This is a genomic window from Kitasatospora sp. NPDC097643 (assembly GCF_040302625.1).
In the GTDB taxonomy this organism is placed as follows: Bacteria; Actinomycetota; Actinomycetes; order Streptomycetales; family Streptomycetaceae; genus Kitasatospora.
In genome coordinates this window covers 109,255-126,446 of record NZ_JBEOSA010000018.1, presented here as the reverse complement: position 1 = coordinate 126,446, position 17,192 = coordinate 109,255, and the positions used below count along the sequence as shown (strand labels likewise).

At 75.2% G+C, this 17,192-nt stretch carries 14 protein-coding genes; 9 read left to right on the top strand and 5 right to left on the bottom strand.

The annotated features are described in order from the left end of the window. Window positions 1–76: 76 nt before the first annotated feature. Entirely contained in the window at window positions 77–1,585 is a 1,509-nt protein-coding gene (locus ABTY15_RS14935) for an aminotransferase-like domain-containing protein (RefSeq protein WP_350582527.1), read from the bottom strand. Between the two features lie 53 nt (window positions 1,586–1,638). Here ABTY15_RS14935 and ABTY15_RS14930 point away from each other — a divergent pair, with 53 nt between their 5' ends. The 9 genes from ABTY15_RS14930 to ABTY15_RS14890 all read left to right on the top strand — a co-directional run bounded on the left by ABTY15_RS14930 (window position 1,639) and on the right by ABTY15_RS14890 (window position 10,927). Beyond that, on the top strand, window positions 1,639–3,177 hold the full coding sequence (locus ABTY15_RS14930; RefSeq protein WP_350582523.1) for a DUF885 family protein: 1,539 nt from the start codon (window positions 1,639–1,641) through the stop codon (window positions 3,175–3,177). Then, entirely contained in the window at window positions 3,174–3,791 is a 618-nt protein-coding gene (locus tag ABTY15_RS14925) for a LysE family translocator (protein ID WP_350582519.1), read from the top strand. The genes ABTY15_RS14930 and ABTY15_RS14925 overlap by 4 nt, the downstream gene beginning before the upstream one ends. Window positions 3,792–3,852: 61 nt before the next feature. Then, the gene (locus tag ABTY15_RS14920) at window positions 3,853–4,380 is read left to right on the top strand and encodes an NUDIX hydrolase family protein (RefSeq protein WP_350582545.1); all 528 of its coding nucleotides are present in this window, start codon (window positions 3,853–3,855) and stop codon (window positions 4,378–4,380) included. A 69-nt stretch (window positions 4,381–4,449) separates the two neighbouring features. Then, complete coding sequence (locus tag ABTY15_RS14915) at window positions 4,450–5,514, top strand: DNA polymerase IV (RefSeq protein WP_350582517.1); 1,065 nt, start codon at window positions 4,450–4,452, stop codon at window positions 5,512–5,514. Between the two features lie 124 nt (window positions 5,515–5,638). Then, the gene (locus ABTY15_RS14910) at window positions 5,639–7,480 is read left to right on the top strand and encodes a M1 family aminopeptidase (protein ID WP_350582513.1); all 1,842 of its coding nucleotides are present in this window, start codon (window positions 5,639–5,641) and stop codon (window positions 7,478–7,480) included. A 100-nt stretch (window positions 7,481–7,580) separates the two neighbouring features. Continuing rightward, window positions 7,581–7,913 (top strand): hypothetical protein, encoded by a 333-nt coding sequence (locus ABTY15_RS14905; protein WP_350582510.1) that lies wholly within the window; start codon window positions 7,581–7,583, stop codon window positions 7,911–7,913. A gap of 1 nt (window position 7,914) precedes the next feature. Continuing rightward, on the top strand, window positions 7,915–8,931 hold the full coding sequence (locus tag ABTY15_RS14900; protein WP_350582507.1) for a tyrosinase family protein: 1,017 nt from the start codon (window positions 7,915–7,917) through the stop codon (window positions 8,929–8,931). Between the two features lie 144 nt (window positions 8,932–9,075). Beyond that, on the top strand, window positions 9,076–9,552 hold the full coding sequence (locus ABTY15_RS14895) for a GreA/GreB family elongation factor (protein ID WP_350582502.1): 477 nt from the start codon (window positions 9,076–9,078) through the stop codon (window positions 9,550–9,552). Window positions 9,553–9,643: 91 nt separating this feature from the next. Further along, window positions 9,644–10,927 carry a YhgE/Pip domain-containing protein gene (locus tag ABTY15_RS14890; protein WP_350582499.1) on the top strand — a complete coding sequence of 428 codons (1,284 nt, stop codon included), beginning with the start codon at window positions 9,644–9,646 and terminating at the stop codon, window positions 10,925–10,927. A gap of 70 nt (window positions 10,928–10,997) precedes the next feature. On the opposite strand, the gene ABTY15_RS14885 is transcribed toward ABTY15_RS14890, so the two are convergent. From ABTY15_RS14885 to ABTY15_RS14870, 4 genes are all read right to left on the bottom strand, one after another. Then, complete coding sequence (locus ABTY15_RS14885) at window positions 10,998–12,590, bottom strand: alpha/beta fold hydrolase (RefSeq protein ID WP_350582496.1); 1,593 nt, start codon at window positions 12,588–12,590, stop codon at window positions 10,998–11,000. Then, window positions 12,587–13,948 (bottom strand): alpha/beta fold hydrolase, encoded by a 1,362-nt coding sequence (locus ABTY15_RS14880; protein ID WP_350582492.1) that lies wholly within the window; start codon window positions 13,946–13,948, stop codon window positions 12,587–12,589. The genes ABTY15_RS14885 and ABTY15_RS14880 overlap by 4 nt, the downstream gene beginning before the upstream one ends. Window positions 13,949–14,448: 500 nt before the next feature. Then, window positions 14,449–14,745 (bottom strand): cupin domain-containing protein, encoded by a 297-nt coding sequence (locus ABTY15_RS14875; protein WP_350582488.1) that lies wholly within the window; start codon window positions 14,743–14,745, stop codon window positions 14,449–14,451. Between the two features lie 104 nt (window positions 14,746–14,849). Then, on the bottom strand, window positions 14,850–17,156 hold the full coding sequence (locus ABTY15_RS14870) for a hypothetical protein (protein WP_350582484.1): 2,307 nt from the start codon (window positions 17,154–17,156) through the stop codon (window positions 14,850–14,852). Between the last annotated feature and the right edge of the window lie 36 nt (window positions 17,157–17,192).

The following is a 17,192-nucleotide window of genomic DNA, read 5'->3' as shown; positions in this document are numbered from 1 at the left end:
CCGCACCTCGACCGCCGCCACCTCGGAGACCGGCATCCCGCCTGCCGGGCGGACGACGGGAGTTCGACGACAGGCCCTACGGCCGCGGCAGCGCCGCCCAGGCCGTCGCGAGCCGGCCGACCAGCTCCGCCGTGGTCTCCGGGGCGAAGGCGTACGGCAGGCGGAGGTGGTCGTCGTGGGCGCCGGTCGGGTCCGTGGCGGCGCCGGGGATGACCTCGGCGCCGTGGCGCAGGGCCAGCTGCGCGTAGCCGCGGGCGTCCGCGGCGCGCGGGAGCCGGATCCACAGGACGGACCCGCCGCGCGGCTCCCGCCACTGCCAGTCCGGCAGCCGCTCGGCCAGCAGTCCGGTCATCACGGCCAGCCGGTCGCGGCGCAGGCGCTCCCGCTCCGGGGCGAGCGCGGGCAGGGCCGGGAGGAGCCGGGCGGCGAGGGCCTGGTCCAGGACCGGGCTGCCGAGGTCGTGCAACGCCTTGAGCCGGGCGAGGCGCGCCACGACGTCCTGCGGCGCGCGGAGCCAGCCGATCCGCAGCCCGCCCCAGACCGCCTTGGCCAGCGAACCGACCGTCAGGACCGTGCCCCCGGCCGGGTGCGCGGCGATCGGCGGCGGGGCCTGCCCGGGGGCCAAGCCCGGCGCGTGGGCGCTGTCCTCCAGGACGGTGACGCCGTGTGCGGCGGCGAGTTCGGCGACCCGGCGGCGGCGTCCGGCCGACATCAGGGTGCCGGTCGGGTTGTGGAAGGTCGGCATCACGTAGAGCAGCGCGGGCCGGTGGGCGGCCAGTGCGGCGGCGAGCCGGTCGATCCGGATGCCGTCGGAGTCGAGCTCGACCCCGACCAGCCGTGAGCCGGCCGCGGTGAGGACGTCCAGGCAGCCCGGCCACCCGGGGGACTCCACGACGGTGGTCGAGCCGCGTCCGAGGTACAGCTGGGCGCACAGGGTGACGGCCTGCGTGGCGCCGGTGGTCACCAGCACCTGCTCGGGCCCGGTCGGCAGGCCGTGCGCGGTGTGGTGGTCGGCGATCGCGGCCCGCAGCGCGGGCAGCCCGGCCGGGTGGTAGCCCGCGTCGACGAGCAGTCCGGGCAGGTCCTCGCGGACCAGGTCGAGCAGCGCCCCGGCCAGGTCCGGTCCACCGGCCTCGGCCGCCTGCCCCAACGAGATGACGTCCGGCGGCTGCGCCACCAGCCGCTGGATGACCGCGGTGGCCCGGCCGCCGCGCACCCGCCCGTCGGCCGGCGCCCGGTGGGCGGCCGCCGCCCCCGACACCCGGGTGCCGCTGCCCCGGCGGGTCTCCACCAGGCCCGCGCCGCGCAGCGCGTCGTAGGCGGCGACCACGGTGGCGCGGCTGACCGACAGCGCGTCGGCGAGCCGCCGCTCGGACGGCAGGCCGTCGCCGGTGCGCAGGTCCCCGGCGCGCACGGCCCGGACGAACGCCTCGGTGAGCCGCCGGTACAGCGGACCCCCGGCCGCACTCCAGTCACCCAGCAGGTCGATCAGCCCGGCCGGCTCGGCCGTCCCGGACGTTTCGTGAGGTCGGTCGCGAGGCCGGTCGCGAGGCCGGTCGTGAAGTCGGTCGTGAAGTCGGTCCACTTTCCCCTCCATTGGCACGGGAGTCCGCGCCGCCGCCGTCCGAGGCTAACGGCATGACATCGAGCACAAACCCTGACCCCCGACTGGCCGCCATCTGCGACCTGTCCGTCCCGGCCGCGCGGGACGCCGTCGGCCGGCACGAGTACGACGGAGCCGTCCAGGACCTCTCCCCGGACGGCGTGCGCCGCGGCCTCGCCGCGCTCGGCGGCCCCGCCGGGACCGCGCCGTACCCGGACCCGCACGACGAGGCGCACGCGGCCGCCGCCGAGGAGGCCCTCCGGGTCCGCTTCGGCGAGCTCGAACTGCACCGGACCAACCCGCTGTGGCACATCGAGAACCTCGACCTGTCCGGCTACGACCGCCGCTACGCACCCGAGCCCGAGCGGGCCGCCGCCCGGACGGCCCAACTGCGCCACTGGCCTGACGCGGTGGACGCGGCGATCGAGTCGCTGGACCGGGTGCCCGCCGCGCTGGCCGGAGCCACGCTGCCGCTCGCCCGGGGGCTGGCCGCCTTCCTCGACCCCACGGGCGGCCCGGTCCACGCCGCCGCCGGCCGGGCGCACGCCCGGCTGCTGACCCACCTGGAACGGGCCGCCGCCGACGGCCCGCCGGCCGCCGCGCTCGGCGGCCCCGCGCTCGCCCGGCTGCTCGGCGCCGCCGAGGCCTGCACCGTCGACCTCACCGTGATCTCCGCCCGGGTGGACGCGGAACGGGACCGGCTGCGCGCCCTGCTGGCGGAGTCGCTGCGCCGGGTCGACCCCGAGGCCCCGCCCGCCGACACCGTCCGGGCGCTCCAGGCCGACCACCCCGAAGCGGACGGCCTGCCGGCCGAGTTCGCGGCGCTCGTCGACGAGACCGTCGCCTGGACGGCCCGGCTGGACCTGGTGCCCGACCACGACGTCGAGGTGGTCGTCGAGCCGATGCCCGCCTCCCAACGCCGCTCGGCAGCAGGTCTGTTCGCGGCCGCGCCGGACGAACCCGACGCCCCCGCGAGCTTCCGCGTCACCCTCCCCGACACCGGCTGGAACCGGGCCGAGCGCGACCAGTGGCTGGCGGGCGCCTTCAACCGGACCCTGATGCCCAACATGGCCGTCCACGAGGTGGCCCCCGGGCACGCCAGCCACTTCAGGGCGCTGCGCCGGGCGACCAGCGCCGTCCGCCGCACCCTGCACTCCGAGGCCTTCATCGAGGGATGGGCCCACTACTGCGAGGAGTTGGCGCTGGAACAGGGCTTCCGCGACGGCGATCCGCGGGTCGCCGTCGCGGTCGCCCAGGACGCGCTGCGCCGGGTCACCCGCTTCGCCTGCGCGATCGGCCTGCACACCGGGGCGATGACCCTGGCGGACGCGGAGGCGCGCTTCACCGAGGACGTCGCGCTGGCCGGCCCCGCCGCCCGGCACGAGGCCGAGCGCGGCCTGTTCGACCCCACCTACGGCCGGTACACCTGGGGCAAGTTCGCCATCCTCGACCTCCGCGCCCGGGCCGAGGCGCGCTGGGGCGGCGCCTTCTCGCTGCGCCGCTTCCACCGCGCCCTGTTCGACCTCGGCGCCCCGCCGCTCGGCCTTCTGCCCACCGCACTGGAGCGCGGATGACCTCACTCGTCGCCTTCGCGCTGGCCTCGCTCGCCCTGGTCGCCGTGCCCGGGCCCAACCTGGTCCACATCGTCACCCGCAGCGTCCAGGAGGGGCGGCGGGCCGGCCTGGTCTCCGCCCTCGGCGTGGAGACCGGCACCCTGCTGCACGTCCTCGCCGCCGTCGGCGGGCTGGCGACGCTCGTCGCCGACCACCCGGCCGCCCTCGCCGCCCTGCGCTACGCGGGCGCCGGCTACCTCTGCCACCTGGGCGTCCGCGCGCTGCGGCACCACCCGTCCGCCACCGCTCCCGAGGAGCGGCCGGACCGGCAGCGGCTGCTCCGGGTCTACGGCGACGCCGTCCTGGTCAACCTGCTCAACCCCAAGGTGGTGCTCTTCTTCCTGGCGTTCCTGCCGCAGTTCCTGCCCACCGGCCTGCCGCCCGGGCAGACCCGGGCCCGGATGCTCGTCCTCGGTCTGGTCTTCCTGGCCATCGCCCTCACCCTGGACCTCGGCTACGCCCTGCTCGGCGCCGCCCTCACCGGCCGGCTCCGCGGCACACCGCGCCGCGACCGCCGGCTGTCCCGGCTCACCGGCGGCGTCCACCTCGGCCTGGCCGCCCTGGTGTTCCTCTGACGGACGGTGGGTCACCCGGCGTGCCGGGCGCGGGAGATCGTACGATCAGTCGGTGTCTGACATCACGGAAACCACGCCCGGCTGGCTCGCTCCCGAGGAGCTGGAGACCACACGGGCCAAGATGCCGATCCTCTACGTCGAGGCCGTGCCGGTCCGCGTCGATGCCGCCGGGGAGGTGACCGAGATCGGGCTGCTGCTGCGGATCGGCCCGGACGGTACGGTCAGCCGCACCCTGGTCTCCGGCCGGGTGCTGCACCACGAGCGGATCCGGGACGCGCTGGTACGGCACCTGGAGAAGGACCTCGGCCCGGTGGCGCTGCCCCGGATCCCGGTCTCGCTCCAGCCGTTCACCGTCGCGGAGTACTTCCCGACCCTGGGCGCCACCGAGTTCCACGACCCCCGCCAGCACGCCGTCTCGCTCGCCTACGTCATCCCGGTGGCCGGCGACTGCCGCCCCCGGCAGGACGCGCTCGACCTGGTCTGGTTCAGCCCGGAGGAGGCGGCCTCGCCGCTGGTGCAGCAGGAGATGCCGGGCGGCCAGGGCATCCTGCTCAAGCGCGCCCTCGCCCACGTCGGCCGCCTGGCCTGACGCCCCGCCCCGCGGCCGCCTCCTCCTCCGGGAGGGGCGGCCGCTTCGGCGCGCGCACATACTGAAGCCGTGTCCGAAGCCCTGTCCGCGCACTGGGTGCTCCACGTGGACCTCGACCAGTTCGTCGCCGCGGTCGAGGTCGCGCGCCGGCCGGAGCTGCGCGGGCGGCCGGTCGTGGTCGGCGGCACCGGCGACCCGACCGCGCGCGGCGTGGTGTCCACCGCCTCGTACGAGGCGCGGGCGTACGGCGTCCACTCCGGCATGCCGCTGCGGGTGGCCGCCCGGCGCTGCCCGGACGCGGTGTTCCTGCCGGTGGACGCGCCGGCCTACCGGGAGGCCTCGGAGCGCTTCCTGGCCGCCCTGCGCCGGTTCCCGGTGGTGGTGGAGGCACTCGGCTGGGACGAGGCCTTCGTCGGCGCGGACACCGACGACCCGGAGGAGCTGGCGGACCGGATCCGCACGGCGGTCCGCATGGCGACGGGCCTGTGGTGCTCGGTGGGCATCGGGGACAACCGGCTGCGCGCCAAGCTGGCCACCGGCTTCGCCAAGCCGGCCGCCGCGGGCGGACCGGCCGCCGGGCGGCGCTTCCGGCTCACCGGCGAGAACTGGGCCGCGGTGATGGCCGACCGCCCGACCGACGCGCTGTGGGGCATCGGCGCCAAGACCGCCCGGAAACTGGCCGGGGCCGGCATCGGAACGGTCGGCGAGCTGGCCGGGGCCGACCCGGAGCGGCTCGCCGAGCGCTTCGGGCCGACGATGGGGCCCTGGTACCGGGCGCTCGCGCACGGCGCCGCCGACACCGAGGTCACCGCCGCCCCGCACGTCGCGCGGTCGCACAGCCGGGAGACCACCTTCCAGCACGACCTGGTGGACCGCGCGGAGATCGGCCGGCAGGTCGCCGTGCTGGCCGGGCGGGTGGCCCGGGACGTGGCCGAGGACGGGCGCCCCGCCGTCCGGGTCACGGTGAAGATCCGCTTCGCGCCCTTCCTCACCCACACCCACGGCCTCACCCTGCCCGCGCCGACCCGCGACCCCGCCGAGATCGCCCGGGCCGCCCTGGCCGCGCTGGAACGCTTCGACCAGGACCGCCCGGTGCGGCTGCTCGGCGTACGCGCCGAGCTGGGCGACGGGTAGCCGCTCAGCGCTCGCGCACCGCCACCCGGGACCCTGCCCACTCGACTCTTTGTCATGACCCTTTCGAACAGTGCGGTGTTGCTGTCACGCTGCTTCTCCCGGCCCACTCCTCCGAGAGGCTCCGATGAGCAGAATCCTGCGTTTCCTGTCCGCCGCCGCCCTGTTCGCCGCCGCCGGTACGACGGCACTCGCCACCCCCAACGTGGCGAGCGCCGCGGACTGCACGGCCGCCCAGGTCGTCGCCAACGGCGGCTTCGAGTCCGGCGGTTCGCCGTGGACGGCGGACAGCGGCACGATCACCAGTGACACCGGCCAGAGCGCCCACAGCGGCAACTCCTACGCCTGGCTGGACGGTTACGGCTCCACCCACACCGAAACCCTGTCGCAGTCCGTCACCCTCCCCACCGGGTGCGGCACCGCGACCCTCGGCTTCTGGCTGCACGTCGACACCGCCGAGACCACCACCAGCACCGCGTACGACAAACTCACCGTCAAACTCGGCACCACCACCCTGGCGACCTATTCCAACCTGGACGCCAAGGCCGGGTACGTGCAGAAGAGCATCGACGTCTCCGCCTTCGCCGGCCAGACCGTCACGCTCGCCTTCACCGGCGCCGAGGACTCCAGCCTCCAGACCAGCTTCGTGCTGGACGACATCACCCTGGACGTCTCCGGCGGCGGCACCACCCCGCCGCAGCCCGGCGACGCGACCCGCACCCCGGCCGCGCCCGGCTACACCGCCGACCTGAGCAGCGACAGCACCGGGGCCAACTGGACCGGGCACGAGAGCGTGAACTTCACCAACGCCTCGGCCGCCCCGCTCAACGAGGTGTACCTGCGGCTCTGGGACAACTGGCACGGCAGCTGCCCGGGCACCACCCCGATCACCGTCAGCAAGGTCACCGGCGGCACGCCCGCCGCGCTCTCGGTCAACTGCACCGCGCTGAAGATCACCCTGCCCGCGCCGCTGGCCCAGGGGCAGAGCGGCACGGTCGGCTTCGACCTCGCCATCGCGGTGCCGAGCGGCGCCGACCGCTTCGGCCACGACGGGGCGTTCAACTTCCTCGGCAACGCCCTGCCGGTGCTGGCCATCCGCGACGCGGCCGGCTGGCACCTCGACCCGTACACCAACAACGGCGAGTCCTTCTACTCGCTGGCCGCGGACTTCACCGTCACGCTCGACCACCCGTCGAGCCTGCTGGTGCCCGCCACCGGGACCTCGGTGGACACCCCCGGCGCCGCCGGGCGGACCGTCACCAAGGCGACGGCGAGCAAGGTCCGCGACTTCGCCTGGGCCGCCGGGCCGTTCAGCAGGATATCCGGCACCTCGCCGGCCGGCGTCAAGGTCAACGTCTACTCGGTGGCCGGGATCAGCTCCTCGGACGCCCAGTCGATGCTCTCCACCGCCACCTCCGCCGTCGACTCCCACGCCCAGCGCTTCGGGGCCTACCCCTACGGCGAGCTGGACGCGGTGATCGACAACAACTTCTGGTTCGGCGGCATGGAGTACCCCGGCTTCGTCCTCGACCTGGTCAGCACCACCGCGCTCACCCACGAGATCGGCCACCAGTGGTTCTACGGCATCGTGGGCGACGACGAGTACACCAGCCCCTGGCTCGACGAGGCGTTCACCGACTACGCCACCGACCTCGCCCTCGGCAAGTCCGGCAACGGCTGCTGGAACAGCGTCTCCTGGGCCTCCTCCGCCGAACGGATCACCAACTCGATGGCGTACTGGGACGCCAACTCCTCCCGCTACTCCACCGTCGTCTACGGCTACGGCAAGTGCGCCCTGCACGACCTGCGCCGCCAGCTCGGCGACACCGCCATGACCAGGCTGCTGCACGACTACGCGCAGTCCCACTGGTACGGCGTCTCCACCACCGCCGAGTTCAAGGCCGCCGCACAGGCCGCCAGCACGGTCGACCTGACCTCCTTCTGGAGCCAGCACCGCATCGACGGCTGAGCCCACCTCGCAGTACCCCGCCCCCCGCAGCCCCGAGCTGCGGGGGACGGGTGGTGGCGCGATGGTGGGGGCGGGGGAGCGAGAGCCGCCAGGAGGCAGCATGGACCACACCGTCGACCCGACCGACCTGACCGCCGCCGCCGCGCCGGACAGCCTCGGCAACTACCTCGCCGGGCTGCCGGCGCCGCCGATGGACCACGAGCACGGCCCGGCGAAGTCCGTCCGCACGGCCGAGTACCAGGGCCACCGGATCGTGATCACCACGACCTACGAGATCACCGTGGACGACCGGCCGCTGACGGCCGGGCTGGACGTGGACGACAGCGGCATGCTCTCCTGCCACGCCCTGCCCGCCTACCAGTTCGTCTCGGCGGTGGACGCCGTCCGGGTGCTGATCAACAGCTACCCGGACGCCTTCCGAGGGGGTCACTGAGATGGCCGTCGTCCGCCGCAACATCCTCACCGACCAGACCGCGCGGGACGACTACGTCCGCGGCATCCTGCTGCTCAAGCAGGAGGTCGGCCGCCACACCACCCGCCAGTTCGGCATCGCCGGCCCGGACACCCCGGTGCGCACCTACGACCTGTTCGTGATCTGGCACGGCAAGACCATGACGACCCCGATCCCGCCGCACGGGAACCCGATGGTGCGCAACGCCGCCCACCGCGGGCCGATCTTCCTGCCGTGGCACCGGGTGATGCTCGGCCTGCTGGAGGCCAACCTCCAACGGGTGCTGCACAAGCCGGACTTCGCCCTGCCGTACTGGGACTGGTCGGCGGACGGCGACCTCGGCTCGCCGGCCGACGCCGCGATCTTCGGCCACCTCGGCGGCGACGGCGACCCGGTCACCACCGGGCCGTTCGCCTACCACCGCACCGACCCGGCCACCTTCACCGTCCGGATCGAGAGCGACCCGAGCGGCATGCGGCTCGTCCAGACCAGCCGGGGCCTGCGCCGCTCCTTCGCGCAACCGCCGCCGTTCGGCTGGCGGACCCTGCCCACCGGTGCCCAGGTCAAGGGCGCCCTGGACTTCGCCCCGCCGCCCGGCGCCGCCCCGGCGGACCGCTACGACGTGCGCGACTTCAACGCCTCCTCGGAGGGCTTCCGCAACCGGCTGGAGGGCTGGCTGCCGAAGGACCCGAGCCAGCCCGTCCACCTGCACAACCAGGTGCACGTCTGGATCGGCGGCGACATGGGCCCCGCCACCTCGCCCAACGACCCGCTGTTCTACCTGCACCACTGCAACGTGGACCGGATCTGGCAGGGCTGGCTGAAGCGCTACGGCCCCCTCTACGCCCCGGACATGACCGCCCCCGCCGCCACCTACCTGGGCGAGCGCATCGACGACCCGATCGTCTCCCCCCTCGGCACCGTCACCTCCGGCCCCGCCGCCACCCCGCGCTCCGTGCTGGACCTCTCCGCGGTCTACACCTACGACGCACTGCCGTAGGGCGCGTCTGACAGTTCGCGCGCCCGGCGGGAATTGTCAGACACGTCCTCGCCACGGTGGCAAGTTGCCGGAGCCCCGGTGGCGTGCCGCAATGGAAACGGAGGAGCGGCGCCCGACCGTGCCGCCTGCACGACAGGAGCGGTAATGACCGGTGGACCCGAGCCCATCAGCGACGTCGACCGTGCGGCGCTGGAGCGGAAGCTGACCGAGCTGCGCGCCGACCGGGCGCAGGTCGCGGCCACGCTGAGCGGCGGCGAGGAGCCCGGCGACCGGGCCGACCAGGCCGACGAGTTGCAGCGCGCCGACCGCCTCGCCCGGCTGGACGACCAGATCACCGAGATCACCGGGCGGCTCCGCGAGGCGGACCTCGCGGGGCCACCGAAGACCGACACCATCGGCGTCGGCAGCACCGTCACGGTGCGGTTCGCGGACGGGACGGAGGACACCGTCGAGGTCGGCGAACTCGCCGAGGCCCTGAACACCAGCCTGGTCACCTCCGACAGCCCGCTCGGCCAGGCGCTGCTCGGCCGCCGGGCCGGCGACACCGTCGACTACCAGGCCCCCGACGGGCCGACGACCGCCCACGTGGTCTCCGTCGGCGGCGCGGGCGGGAAGTCGTGAGCACCGCCGGGGCGGGGCCCGGCAGGGCGGCGCGGGCCGTCCCGGCGGCGACGTCCGGGTCGTCCTCACCCCGGCCGGCGACCGAACGCCGATGACCCCGGACACCCCACCGCCGCCCGGCCGGCCGGCCCGGGCCGGCGCGCTGCTGCGGCACGCCAGGCTCTGGCTCGTGCCGACCGTGCTGTGCGGGCTGGTCGCACTGCTGCTGTCGCTGCTCTACATGGGCGGCATCCTCAACCCCAACGGCAACCTGCACCGGCTGCCGATCGCCCTCGTCAACCAGGACAAGAGCCCCCCGCTGCCCGGGCAGCAGCAGAACATCGGTCAGCAGCTCACCGACGCGGTGGTCGCCAGCAGCCCCGGGAAGACCGTCGACTGGCGCCGGATGGACCGGGCCGCCGCCCAGGAGGCGATGGACTCCGGCAAGGTGTTCGGCGCGCTGGTCGTCCCCGAGGACTTCACCGCCTCCGTCGCGGCCCTGGCCACCGACGGGGCGACCGTCCGCCCGACGATCAGCGTGCTGACCAACCCCGGCCTGGGCAGCCTGGGTTCCTCGCTGGCCTCGCAGATCAACCAGGCCGCCGCCCACCAGGCCTCGCAGACCATCGGCAAGCAGCTGAGCGCCGCCGTGCCCAACGCGACCCCGACCACCCGGCTGCTGCTCGTCGACCCCGTCGCCGTGACCACCGCCGTCGGCCACCCGATCGGGCGACAGAGCGGCCTGGGCCTGAGCTCCTTCTACTACGCGCTGCTGCTCGTCCTCTGCGGCTTCATCGGCGGCAACATCATCAACAGCGGTGTGGACACCGCGCTCGGCTACGCCGACAACGAGATCGGCCCCTGGCACGCCCGCCGCCCGACCGTCCCGATCAACCGCACCCAGACGTTGCTGCTCAAGATGGTGATGACCGCCGGGATCTCGCTGCTGACCACCAGCCTGCTGATGGCGGCCACGGTCGGCGTCCTCGGGATGGACGCCTCGCACCTGCCGCTGCTGTGGATCTTCTCCTACTGCGCGATCGTCGCCGTCGGGCTGGGCGTGCAGGCCATCAACGCGGCCTTCGGCGGGATCGGGCAGCTGGTCTCGATGTTCGTCTTCATCGCCCTCGCCCTGCCCTCCTCCGGGGCGACCGTGCCGCTGGAGGCCACCCCCGCCTTCTACCGGTTCCTCGGCATCTTCGAGCCGATGCACCAACTGAGCGTCGGGACGCGGTCCATCCTCTTCTTCGACGCCCGCGGCGACGCCGGCCTGACCCGGGCCTGGATCATGATCGCGGTCGGGACGGTCGCCGCGCTGGTCTTCGGCTTCGCGATGACCCGCTACTACGACCGCCGCGGTCTGCGCCGGCTCACCCCGCAGCCGGCAGCCGAGTGAGGCAGGTCGGCGGTGGCGGAGCGCGAACGCCCCGCCACCGCCGACCTGCTGACCGCCTCGTTACGGCTCCTTACGGCGCGATCTCGAACTCCGGCGGCTGGAGACACGCGAGGCATTCCGTGTTCGGCGCGGTCGGCGTGTCGAAGAACGAGCGGGTGATCGCCTGCGCGCACGGTGAGTCGGCGAAGACCACGTGGGCCACGTAGGGGACGGTGACCTCGGTGGACCGGCTCAGCGTGCGGGCGGCGTACGGCCCGCTGCTCGGCGCGGTCTGGGCGTCGAACCCGCCCGACAGGACGAGGGTCGGGATGTCGCTGTGCGTCACGTCCCGGATCGAAGGCGGGGCGGCCGGCACGTCCCAGGCGCGGCAGTCGTCGTGGAGCCAGGCGAGCAGCGGCGCGTTGGCCAGCACCGACCGGGGGAAGGACGGGAACGCCTGCCGCCCGGCCCGGATCACGTCGTCCTCGCTCTCGAACGGTGTCCACTCGCGGCAGAAGACGCCGTAGGAGAGCCCGTGGGAGACCCTCCCGACGGCCTGCGGGCTGAGCTTGCCGCCCGCCCACTGCTCGGCGATCCGCTGCGGGTTGCCGTGGGCCAGCTCGTCGATCGAGCGCGGCACCCCGGCCGCCAGGTGGGTGGCGGAGACCAGCCAGTTCACCAGGGTCCCGCCGTCCAGCACGACCTCGACCGGCGCCGGCTGACCCGGGACCGTGACCGTGGTGGTGACCGGTCGGGCTTCGAGCTCGACGACCAGCCGCTCGAAGGTGGCCTTCAGGTCCGGATAGCGGGTGTGGCAGGCGGGCTGCTGCGCGCAGGCGTCGAACAGGCCGTCGAAGCCCTCGCGTGCCGCCTTCCAGGTGACGGCGCCGCCGGCCAGCGAGGGCGGCAGGACGCCGTCGATGCCGACCGAGCGGATGCCCTGCGGGTGCAGGCGCATGTACTGGAGCGCCAGGTCGGTGCCGTAGGAGATGCCGAACACGTTCCACTGCCTGACGCCCAGCGTGGCGCGCAGTTCGGCGTAGTCGGTGGCGCTCTCGGTGCCGTCGTAGGCGCTGAGGTCGGCCCCGCGGCCCACCAGCTGCTCGCGGCACTCCCGGGTCGCCTCGACGTGCAGGCGCCCGGTGGACGGCGCACCGTAGACCAGGTCGAGGGCGCGTGCGTTGAACTCGTCGATGTTCGGGCAGGTGAGCTGCGGGTCGGCCGAGTAGGTCCCGCGCTGGGACATGAAGATCACGTCCCGGTCGTGGTTCAGGGCGCCGTTGAGCGCCAGCGGGATCTCGGAGACGGCGTCGTCGCCGGGCCCGCCGGCGAGCCACACGATCGGGTCGGGGGCCGCTCTCCTGGTGGCCGCGGGGATGATCGCGACTCCGAGGGTGATCGTTCGCCCGTCGGGCCGGGACCGGACCTCGGGCACGGTGAGCGTTCCGCAGCGGGCCCTCCCCAGCGCGGGGATCGGGTCCGCCGTCCGCGGGCAGGGGCCCGGCTCGTAGTGGGCGTGGCCCACCGTCCGGGCGACCGTGCCGAGTGGCGCCTCGTGGCCGTCCTCGGCCCGGGCGGGCAGCGCGGCGAGGCCGAGGAACAGGACACCGGCCGTGGCCCCGGAGAGCGTGGTCCGGAGCCGGCGCGCGAGGCGTCGGTGGTGGGGCGGGCGGATGGACGTCATGTTCTCTCCGGCTCAGGGGTGATGGTGAACGGCTTCGGCTCGAGTCCGGCCACGCAGCAGGTGTCGGGCGGTGTGGTCGGATCCGCGAGGAAGGAGGCCAGGACGGCCTGCGCACAGGGCGACTGGGGGACCACGAAGTGGCCGATTCCGGGAATCTGCACGGCGGTCGAGCGGGACAGCGTCCGGCCGGTGTACGGGCCCCAGCTCGCCCCGGTCTTCGCGTCGAAGGTTCCGGAGATGATGAGCGTCGGCGCGTCGCTGACGGTGGCGATCCGCTGGACCGCGGTGCGGTCCGGGACGTTCCAGACGCGGCACACGTCGTATTCGAAGGGCAGCTGCGGGGCATGGGCCAGGACGGTGTCCGGCCAGCCGGGGAACGCCCGGCGCCCCGCCGCCAGGACGTCGGACTCCGAGAAGCCGGGCACCCACTCGGCGCACGCCACCGACTGCGTCAGGCCGTGGGCGGTCTCCCCGACGGCGGGCGTCGCGCCGGCGGCCTGGGCCTGCGCGAAGCGCTCCGGGTTGCCGTGGGCGAGTTCGTCGAGCGCCGCGGGGACGTCGACGGCCGGCAGGGCGCCGCCGTCGGCGACCAGCAGGTTCACCAGCGCGCCCCCGTCGAGGACGACCTTCACCGGGCTCCCTCCGCCCGGCCGCTGCACCGTCAGCGTGAGGGGGTTCGCCTCCAGCCGGCGGACCTGCTCGGTCAGCGTGCCCGCGAGGTCCGGGTAGCGGCTCTTGCAGCGCGGCTGGGCCTCGCACGCCGCGAAGATCGTGTTGATGCCCTCCTGGGCGCTGTCCCAGGTCCAGGGCAGGCTCACGATCTGCGGAGGTGTGACCGAGTCGATCGTCACCGAGCGGATCCCGTGGGGGTGCCGGCGCAGGTAGGTGAGGGCCAGGTCGGTGCCGTAGGAGTACCCGTAGACGTTCCACCACTCGATGCCCAGCGTGGCGCGCAGGTCGGCGAAGTCCGCGGCGTTCTCGGTGGTGTTGTAGGCGCTCAGCTCGATGCCCTCGGCCGCCAGACGGTCCCGGCACTCCCCGGCCGCGCCCACCAGGAGCCGTCCGGTCGACGGCGCGTCGTAGGGCAGCCCCGCGGCGGCCGCGTTGAAGCGGTCGATCTCGGGGCAGGCGAGGCTCGGCTGCGAATGGAGCGTTCCGCGCTGGGCCATGACGATCAGATCGCGATCCCCGTTCACCCCGGAGTCGATCAGGAAGGGGATGGCCCCGAACGCGTCGCCGCCGGGGCCGCCCTCCATGAACACCACCGGGTCCCCGGCCGGCGTGGTGGACGCGGCCGGGACGATCGCGACGGCCAGCCGGATGGTCCGCCCGCCGGGTCGTTCCCGGTTCTCGGGCACCTCCAGGAACCCGCACCGCCCGGGGACCGGCTCGGGCCTGCTGGGGCAGGGGCCCGGCACGAACCGCGCCGGGCCGCCCGACTGCTGCCCCCGGTCGGCCGGTGCCGCCGCACTGCTCGGTGTCGCTGCGCTGCTCGGCGCGGCCGCGCAGCTCGGTGTCGGTCCGGCCGCGGCCAGGAAGGCCAGCGCGGCTGCGACGAGCGAGGCCCCGGTGGGCGCACCCCGGGAGCGTCCCCGTGCGTACCGGCGCTGCGCCCACCTTCGTACCGACCTGCCGATCCCGCGATCGGGCGGCAGGCAACCCTGTTCGATGCCCTGTTCTGCCATGTGGTTCCGCTTCTCCGAGGTCCCTGGCCGCCCCGGTCGGGGCGACGCCGGGTGGCGCCGGCCGCCGTCGCACGGTTCGGGCGCGCACCGCGTACGCCAGCCTGGGACGGTGGGGGGACGCACACCACCCGTGGGCGCCACTCGGAGCAGTGCGGAATCAGCGGGCGGTGTTGCTACTTCAGCTCGAACAGCAGCGAGCGGACCTCGGTGCTCCCGGTGTTGTGCGTGGAGTGGTCCACGGCCGGGAACCACATCGTCTCGCCGGCCGCGAGCGGGACCTCGACGGTTCCACCGGACTCGTCGGTGAAGGCGACCGTCCCGTCCGCGAGGTTGTAGACGAGGTTGTCGCGGTGGTGGTGCATGGCTGTCGTGACACCGGGCTGGAGCCGGGCCTCGATCAGCCGCACCCGGTCGTTCTCGAAGAGGACCTTGTAGACGTCGGGTGCCACCTGTGCAGCGTCAGCCGCCATGGGATTCTCCTGATCGGGAGTGGAGGGAACGTCGTTGACGTGCTGTCGACGCTAGCTCCGGGCACCCGGCCGTGCGCGGCGGGCCACCCGGTCCGGTGACCCGGTCAGCGGGTGGTGGTGACGCCGGGGGTGAGGTGGAGGCGGGCGGGGCGGGTCGGCGGGCGGAGCTGGTCCGGGGGGAGGAGGTCACGGCGGGACTGCCAGCCGAGGAGGCGTTCGCGGGCCTGGGCGTCGCGGTCGGGGGCTCGGTCGGGGGCGGGGCCGAGTTCGCGGAGCAGGACGCGGGTGGGGCGGTCCTCGGCGGCGGGCAGGACCGCCAGGACGGAGAAGTGCGAGCCGGGCGGGAAGACCACCTCCGGCTCGCCGTCCTCGGCGACCACCGAGGTGCGGCGGCCGGTCGCGGACCAGACCAGGAACTCGACGGACGTCCCCGGCACCACCTCGGCCGCCGGGGTGCCGACCACCGGTGCCGGCTCCACCAGCAGCGCCCCCGGGGCGTAGTGGCGCAGTTCCTCCTCGCCCGCGTCGGCGCCCAGCAGGACGGCGCCGCGGTGGTTGGGCAGCCGGCGCAGGCCGGAGCCCAGGCAGGCCAGGTACGGGTCCAGCGGGCCGGGGGCGCCCCGGCGGGCCGCCTCGACGAGTTCGCCGCGCGGCACCGGGACGCCGGTGTCGACGTGGTGCAGGTAGACCGCGGCGAGGTCGCTCTTCAGGTCGTCGCGGGCGTGCGAGCGCAGGGCCGGGAGGCGCATGGCGACCTGCTCGGCCCGGCTGGCGCAGCGCTGGAAGTGCTCGCCGAGGAGGGCGCGGAAGGCGGCGCGTTCGGCGGGGGTGCTCGGGCGGCCGGGGCCGGGGTCGGCGGAGGGGCCCGGGGTGAGCAGGCGGGCCGGGGGCGGGGGCTCCTCGGTGGTGGCCGACTCGCTGGCCGATTCGGTGGCGGGGGCGGGGAGTTGCGGGTCGGCGTCGGGGTCGGCGTTGGGGTCCGGGGTGAGCAGACGGGCGGTGGGTGGGGGCTCCTCGGTGGTGGTCGATTCCCTGGCGGGGGCGGTGCCGAGCAGGAGGGGTTCAGGGGTGGGGGCGTCCGGCTCGGTGAGGGCGGCCAGCAGTTCGTCCAGGGCGGTGAGGACGGCCGGGGGCAGCTCCGCGCCGTCCGTGCCGACGAGCAGCAGCGGGCGGGCCGGGTCGGGATCGCGCAGCCGGGGGCCGCGGTCCCGGACCGGGCCGTCGGGGCGCAGCCAGAGGCCGGCGGGGACGGCCTCCAGGCACCAGTCAGGGACCGGGGCCCGGTAGCACGCCGGTCCGCAGCTGGCCGGGCCGTCGGGGGTGGTGCGCCAGGCGGAGGCGACGATGCGGCCGCGGCCGGAGTCCGGGCCAGGTTCGGGGCCGGGGTCGGCGGTGGCGGTCAGTTCGGTGAGCCAGGGCTCCCAGGCCGGGGCGCCGTCGGCGGTGAGCAGCCGGGCGGAGTGGCCGGCGGCGGTGCGCATCGGCAGGCCGACGGCGGCCCGGACGTCCCGGCCGAGTTCGGCGGCGAGTCCGGCGGCGAGGGCGGTGAGCGCTCCGGTGCCGGCCCAGGGGGTGCTGAGCAGCGGCTCGGCCGACGCGTCGGGGAGCAACGGGCGGATCCGGGCGGCGAGTTCGGCGGCCGGGGGGAGCGGGCTGCCGGGGTGGCCGACGATCAGGAGCACGGTGGCGTCGTCGGCGGTGGCGCGGGTCAGGGCGTCCGGCGGGCCGTCGGGGGCAGGCTCGGTGCGGAGCCAGTAGCCGTGCGGCAGTGCGGTCACCAGGGGGTCGGTGGGGTGCTCCGGTCCGGCGGTGATGGGCCGATCGGGCGTGTGGGGTGCGGGCGTGTGGGGTGCGGGAGCCGTCGGCAGCGGCCAGCGCGGTCCGAGCCGGCGCAGTTCCCCGGCCGGGGTGCAGAGCCACCAGGAGGCGTCGTCGCCGTCGGCCGGGCCGGTGGTCAGCAGGGTGCCGTCGGGCCGGAGGGTGACCAGTCCGTCCGGTGCGACGACGCCGAGCCCGGCCAGTTCGGCGATCCGTTGGGCGGGCCGGGGCCCGCCGTCCGGGGCGGCGGCGGCCAGGCCGGAGGCGGCGAGCACGAGGGCGGTGGCGTCCCGGGTGGCGGCGGTGCGGGCCAGTTCGTCGAGGCGGGCGAAGAGGACGGCGGGGGCGTCCGGGGCGGCGGCGAGCACGGTGACCGTCCGGGCGACGGGGGTGAGCCGGCCCAGGGCGGCGCTGAGCTCGGCGGGCGGGGCCGCCGGGTCGGCGCCCTCGCCGCCCCCGCCGGGGGCGATCACGAAGTGCGGGCCGACCCGGTGCAGGTCGGCGGGCGGCGGAGCGGGGGCGGGGGCGGCGGCCCGACGGAGGCCCAGCCGGCGCCGCGCCGGGTTCCCGGCCGGGTGCGCTGCCGTGCTCATGGTTCCGCCCTCCCCCCGCCCGGCCGGGGCCGCCGG

Coding starts and splice junctions, on each gene's coding strand:
- ABTY15_RS14930 (WP_350582523.1), top strand. CDS start 1,639: ATGACATCGAGCACAAACCCTGACCCCCGACTGGCCGCCATCTGCGAC.
- ABTY15_RS14925 (WP_350582519.1), top strand. CDS start 3,174: ATGACCTCACTCGTCGCCTTCGCGCTGGCCTCGCTCGCCCTGGTCGCC.
- ABTY15_RS14910 (WP_350582513.1), top strand. CDS start 5,639: ATGAGCAGAATCCTGCGTTTCCTGTCCGCCGCCGCCCTGTTCGCCGCC.
- ABTY15_RS14905 (WP_350582510.1), top strand. CDS start 7,581: ATGGACCACACCGTCGACCCGACCGACCTGACCGCCGCCGCCGCGCCG.
- ABTY15_RS14900 (WP_350582507.1), top strand. CDS start 7,915: ATGGCCGTCGTCCGCCGCAACATCCTCACCGACCAGACCGCGCGGGAC.
- ABTY15_RS14895 (WP_350582502.1), top strand. CDS start 9,076: ATGACCGGTGGACCCGAGCCCATCAGCGACGTCGACCGTGCGGCGCTG.
- ABTY15_RS14890 (WP_350582499.1), top strand. CDS start 9,644: ATGACCCCGGACACCCCACCGCCGCCCGGCCGGCCGGCCCGGGCCGGC.
- ABTY15_RS14885 (WP_350582496.1), bottom strand. CDS start 12,590: ATGACGTCCATCCGCCCGCCCCACCACCGACGCCTCGCGCGCCGGCTC.
- ABTY15_RS14875 (WP_350582488.1), bottom strand. CDS start 14,745: ATGGCGGCTGACGCTGCACAGGTGGCACCCGACGTCTACAAGGTCCTC.
- ABTY15_RS14870 (WP_350582484.1), bottom strand. CDS start 17,156: ATGAGCACGGCAGCGCACCCGGCCGGGAACCCGGCGCGGCGCCGGCTG.